The following is a 4958-nucleotide window of genomic DNA, read 5'->3' as shown; positions in this document are numbered from 1 at the left end:
GCGCATCGCGGGCGGCATGGGCGATGCGGTCGCGCTTCTGGGCGAAGCGCCGCGCCGCGTCTTCCTGGCCGTCGGCCGGCAGGAGGTCGGCGCCTTCGCCGCCGCACCGCAGCACCATTATCTGGTGCGCAGCGTCGAGCCGGTCGAGCCGGCCCACCTGCCGCCCGACGCCGAATGCATCCTGGCGCGCGGCCCGTTCTCGGAGCCCGACGAGATCGCGCTGCTGCACCGGCACCGCTGCGAAATCGTGGTCGCCAAGAACAGCGGCGGAGCGGCGACCTACGCCAAGATCGCCGCCGCCCGGGCGCTCGGCCTGCCGGTGGTCATGATCGACCGGCCGAGGCCCGCGGGCGGTGTGGCGGCCGCAACGGTCGAGGAGGCGGTTCACCGGATCGACCGTCATCTGCAGGCCCTCACGGACGAGCGCGGTGCATAGACCAGCGGCGGCAGACCGTCGCGCTCGATCAGGCGCGTTTCGGGCGAACCGATGATCAGGCAGGTTGCCATGTCGGCCATGTCGGCCCGGGCGTCGGCGAGCGGCACCACCGCCATGCGCTCGTCCGCGCGGCCGGCGGCGCGGCCGAAGACGACCGGCGTTTCGGCGGGCAGGATCGCGCCGAGCAGTTCCAGCGCCCGGCCGAGCTGCCAGGGGCGGGCGCGGCTGATCGGGTTGTAGAGCGCGATGACGAAGCCTGCGCCTGCGGCAGCGGCAAGCCGCTCCTCGATCAGCGCCCACGGCTTCAGATTGTCGGACAGCGAGATGGCACAGAAATCATGCCCGAGCGGCGCGCCGACCCGTGCGGCCACCGCCAGCATCGCCGTGATGCCGGGAACCACCTCCAGATCCAGCCGGCGCCATTCCGGCGGGCCCTGTTCGATCGCCTCGCAGACGGCGGCCGCCATGGCGAAGACGCCCGCATCCCCGCCCGAAACCACGGCGACGCTCCTGCCCGCCGCCGCCATTTCCAGCGCCGCGCGGGCACGGGCCAGCTCTTCGCGGTTGTCGGAAGCATGCCGCGTCTGCCGATTGTTCAGGTCGAGCCGGTCGAGATAGGGCGCGTAGCCGAAGAAGTCGGTCGCCGCGGCAATCGCCGCGCGCGCCTGCGGCGTCGTCTGGGCGGCGTTGCCGGGGCCGGTGCCGATGACGGTGAGGCGCCCGCTCATGCGACTGCCGCGCGCGGCTGCTGCCGCCAGCCGGGACCGAGAACCAGCGAGAAATAGGGCGCCTCGTCGTCATGCTTGTCGGCGAGCCGCACGGTGCGGGTGTTCTCCATGGTGCCGCGCTCCACATAGATCGCGCCGTCGAGCTTGCCGGCAGCGTCGAGCGCCCGGCGGATCTTCGGCAGGTTGCGCCCCACCTTCATGATGACGAAGCCTTCCGTGTCGGACAGGCGCCTTGCCAGTTCCGGCTCGGACAGCGTGCCGGGCAGGACGCTCAATACGTCGTCGCCCTGCACGATGGGCAGGCCGGCCTGCGACCAGCAGCCCGACATCGCCGTGATGCCGGGTACGACCTCTGTCCGATAGTGCGGCGCGAGCCGCACATGCAGGTGCATGTAGGACCCGTAGAAAAGCGGATCGCCCTCGCTGAGCACGGCGACGGTGCGCCCCTGCTGCAGATGCTGCTCCACCCGGCGGGCCGACTCTTCATAGAAGCGGCCGATCGCCGTGACATATTCCGCGTCCGTCTTGTCGATTTCCGTCGTCACCGGATAATCGAGCGGCAGCTCGACGATCGACGAGCGCAGCAGCCCCTCGACCGTACGGCGCGCATTGCCCTTGCGGCCGCGCTTGGCGAAGTGTGCCACCACGTCCGCTTCCTGCAGGACGCGCAAAGCCTTGAGGGTGAGGAGGTCGGGGTCGCCGGGCCCTGTGCCGACGCCGATCAGGGTTCCCTTCACAGGCCCGCCCTCGCGATCGCGTTGACCGCCGCCGCCGTCATGGCGCTGCCGCCCATGCGGCCGCGCACGATCGCGAAGGGGATGCCGAGATCGCTCACCGCCAGCGCCTCCTTCGATTCCATCGCGCCGACGAAGCCGACCGGCATGCCGATGATGGCGGCGGGTCTCGGCGCGCCGGCCTCCAGCAAGTCGAGAAGGTGAAACAGCGCCGTCGGCGCATTGCCGATGGCGACGAGGGCGCCGGCCAGCCGGTCGCGCCACAATTCGAGGGCAGCGGCCGAGCGCGTGTTGCCGATCCTTTCGGCCAGCGCCGGCGTGCGCGGATCGCGCAGCGTGCAGATCACCTCGTTGCCGGCAGGCAGGCGGGCCTTGGTGATGCCGCGCGCGACCATTTCAGCGTCGCACAGGATCGGCGCCCCGGCTTCGAGCGCGGCACGCGCCGCCGCGACGAAGCCCGGCGAAAACACGAAATGCTCGGCCGCCTCGACCAGGCCGCAGGCGTGGATCATGCGGATCGCGAGATCGGCTTCCTCGCCGGAGAAGCGGGCAAGGTCGGCCTCAGTGCGGATGATGGCGAAGGAGCGCTCATAGATGGCGTGGCCGTCGCGGATATAGTCTGGTTGCGGCATCAGCATTTCTTTCGGCAGGGCACGGTGCGATGGGTCTCGCCGCGCGCAGTAAGCAGTGACAGAAGGTCTCCGGCCGGCGCGGCGCCGTCGGTCGAGAGCGAGCAAGACGTCTCCTGTCCGATCAAGGTGACCCTGCCGCCGGCCGGCGCCGCGCAGAGCTTGGGGCAGGCCGACAGGTGCAGCCGGAACGCGCCGTCGAAGAGGCCGGAGGCGGCAACGTCCCGGGCGACGGCCTTCGCATTGAAATGCGCCGCGGCGCAGGAAGGCGCACCAGCGCAGGCGACGATGGCGAGGCGGGGATCCTCAGGATCGCAGATGAAGCCCAGCCTCTCGGCAGCGCCACGCAGCACGGGATAACAGTCTTGCGCGAGCCCCAGGACGAGCAGTCCGCCGCCCGGCGCGAGCCGGATTTCGCGGGCGCTTTCGGCCGCTCCTGCAAAGCTTGCAAGCTCTGCGCCGCGCGCCTGGCCGAAGGCGAGGGCGAAGCCATGCGCAAGGCTGCCGTCGCTGAGGGCGAAGGTGCCGACGGGGGAGGGGTGATCGCGGGCGGGCGCGGCGGCGGCGTGCAGGGGCGCCGCAAATTCGCCGAGCGCCTCGTCGGTAAGCTGTCGCGCCCGCGCGAGGGGACCTTCCTCGGCCAGAACCGACAGAACGGCGAGGCAGACATCCGCCACGCTCCCTGCATCGCCCGCGCCGAGCCAGCGCGCCGTGGCGCCGTTGCCGCCGATGCCGAGTCGCCATTGCCCGTCGCACGTCGCCTCGATCTTCAGATCCGCACCGATCTCGGCCAGATGCAGGGGCCCGCCGCCATCGACGGTCACCGACACTTTCGGGCCGAGCTTGCCGATAAATCCCGCTTCGCCGACGCGGCGCATGATCAGCGCGGCGAGCGGTTCCGGGTCGAGGATCGCATCGGCCGACAGGCCGGAAAGCGCCCCCGTTTCCACCTGGAAGCCCTCCGAAATGTCGAGGTCGAGCCCGGCCATCCGCGCGGCGAGCAGCGGCGTGCGCTCCTCCGTCAGGCCCCGGATCTGCAACTTGCCGCGCGAGGTGATCTCGACGAGCCCGTTGCCGAAGCGCTCGGCTGCCATGCCGATGTCCTTGAGCCGCGGCGGGGTGAGCCGGCCGTGGGCAGGCGAGAACCGCGCCAGCAGGCCGTCGCCGGTCCGCATCGGCTGCAGGAGAGAGGGGCAGGCGCCGCGTCGCATGCTCATGCGGCCGCCTCCGCGATCAGCGCCGCCAGGTCCGCATCGACCGAGTTGCGGCGTGGATGCCACAGGCCGCGCCGCCGTGCCGATAGGAAGCGCTCGGCCATCGCATGCGCCGCCGCCGGGTTCTCGCGCACCAGGAAGGCGCGCACCGCCTCCTCGCCGAGATAGGCGTCGAAGACAGCCTCGATCAACTGGCCGGAAACGGCGTCGGTCGTCTCCGCGAATCCCACCAGCCGGTCGACCGTTTCGGTGAGTTCGGCGGCACCGCGCGGTCCGTGGCGCAATTGCCCGGCGATGAAGCGCGGATTGACCGCGCGGGCGCGCACGGTGCGGGCGATCGCCTGGGCCAGAGAGCGAGCGCGCGGGCGCGCGGGATCGGTCGTGTCGAGCACCACCAGGTCCGCCTTGCCGCCGAGCGCTTCAATGGCGGCGGCAAAGCCCCCGATGAAGGCGACGTCGGCCGAGCCTTCGAGGATGTCGCGCCCGGCATCGTCGCCCGTATGGATCAGCATGTCCGCTCCGGCGACCCGTTCGGCAAAGGCGCCCGCCGCCTGCCGTCCTTCTGCGCCCGCCCCGCCGAAGGCATGGGAGGCGGCATCGAGATAGGCCCGGCCGAGCTCGGTCCGCTCCTGCCAGTCGCCACGCGCCAGCCGGTCCTCCGGCCCGGCGCCATAGGTGCCGGGCGCCGAGCCGAAGATGCGTGCCGGAGCCGTGCCTGTCCGGCGCCTTGCTGCGGCAAGCGGATTTTCGCTCTCCTCCTCCTCGCGCGCCGCCACCGCCGCCACCGCCATGTCGAGCAAGGCGATCTGCGCCGGGAACATGTCGCGGAACAGGCCGGATATGCGCCAGGTGACGTCGATGCGCGGCCGCCCGAGGCTTGCCGGCGGCAGCACCTCGATGCCGGTCACGCGGCCCGTGGCGCCGTCCCATTGCGGGCGGCAACCCATCAGCGCAAGCCCCTGGGCGATCTCCTCGCCGCCGGTGCGCAGGCTGGCGCTGCCCCACAGATCGATCACCAGTGCGCGCGGCCAGTCGCCGTGCTCTTGCAGATAGCCGCGCAGCGCCTCGTCCGCCGCCATGCTGCCGAGCGCGGTCGCGGTCGGCGTCGGCAGGGTGCGCGGATCGGCGGTGAAGATGTTGCGGCCGGTGGGCAACACGTCGGTGCGGCCGCGCGACGGCGCCCCGGAAGGGCCGGGAGGAACGTGCCGGCCGTCGAG

The 4958-nt window shown here is 71.7% G+C and carries 6 protein-coding genes; 1 reads left to right on the top strand and 5 read right to left on the bottom strand.

The features are described 5' to 3' along the window. The coding region (locus tag NUU27_RS24900; RefSeq protein ID WP_257764982.1) for a precorrin-6A/cobalt-precorrin-6A reductase at positions 1-436 on the top strand (436 nt) is incomplete at its 5' end. Here the strand turns inward: NUU27_RS24900 and NUU27_RS24895 are convergent. From NUU27_RS24895 to NUU27_RS24875, 5 genes are all read right to left on the bottom strand, one after another. Beyond that, positions 400-1164, bottom strand: a complete 765-nt coding sequence (locus NUU27_RS24895; RefSeq protein ID WP_257764981.1) for a precorrin-3B C(17)-methyltransferase — start codon at positions 1162-1164, stop codon at positions 400-402. The two genes, NUU27_RS24900 and NUU27_RS24895, sit on opposite strands and share 37 nt — an antisense overlap. Beyond that, positions 1161-1901 carry a precorrin-2 C(20)-methyltransferase gene (locus NUU27_RS24890; RefSeq protein WP_257764980.1) on the bottom strand — a complete coding sequence of 247 codons (741 nt, stop codon included), beginning with the start codon at positions 1899-1901 and terminating at the stop codon, positions 1161-1163. Before NUU27_RS24890 ends, NUU27_RS24895 begins: the two co-directional genes overlap by 4 nt. Next, positions 1898-2530, bottom strand: a complete 633-nt coding sequence (locus tag NUU27_RS24885; RefSeq protein ID WP_257764979.1) for a precorrin-8X methylmutase — start codon at positions 2528-2530, stop codon at positions 1898-1900. Before NUU27_RS24885 ends, NUU27_RS24890 begins: the two co-directional genes overlap by 4 nt. Continuing rightward, positions 2530-3744, bottom strand: coding sequence for a precorrin-3B synthase (cobG, locus tag NUU27_RS24880; protein ID WP_257764978.1), 1215 nt, complete (start codon positions 3742-3744; stop codon positions 2530-2532). Before cobG ends, NUU27_RS24885 begins: the two co-directional genes overlap by 1 nt. Then, on the bottom strand, positions 3741-4958 hold a 1218-nt coding region (locus NUU27_RS24875), incomplete at its 5' end, for a cobaltochelatase subunit CobN (RefSeq protein ID WP_257764977.1). The genes NUU27_RS24875 and cobG, both read right to left, overlap by 4 nt.

Origin of the sequence: Nitratireductor sp. ZSWI3 (genome assembly GCF_024655565.1) — a bacterium.
GTDB lineage: Bacteria > Pseudomonadota > Alphaproteobacteria > Rhizobiales > Rhizobiaceae > Nitratireductor.
Note: the sequence above shows the minus strand (reverse complement) of the source record. Positions and strands in the feature narration are given on the sequence as shown.

What these genes read in the sequence shown, in the direction of transcription:
- cobG (WP_257764978.1), bottom strand. Translation starts at nt 3,744, where the DNA reads ATGAGCATGCGACGCGGCGCCTGCCCCTCTCTCCTGCAGCCGATGCGG.
- NUU27_RS24885 (WP_257764979.1), bottom strand. Translation starts at nt 2,530, where the DNA reads ATGCCGCAACCAGACTATATCCGCGACGGCCACGCCATCTATGAGCGC.
- NUU27_RS24895 (WP_257764981.1), bottom strand. Translation starts at nt 1,164, where the DNA reads ATGAGCGGGCGCCTCACCGTCATCGGCACCGGCCCCGGCAACGCCGCC.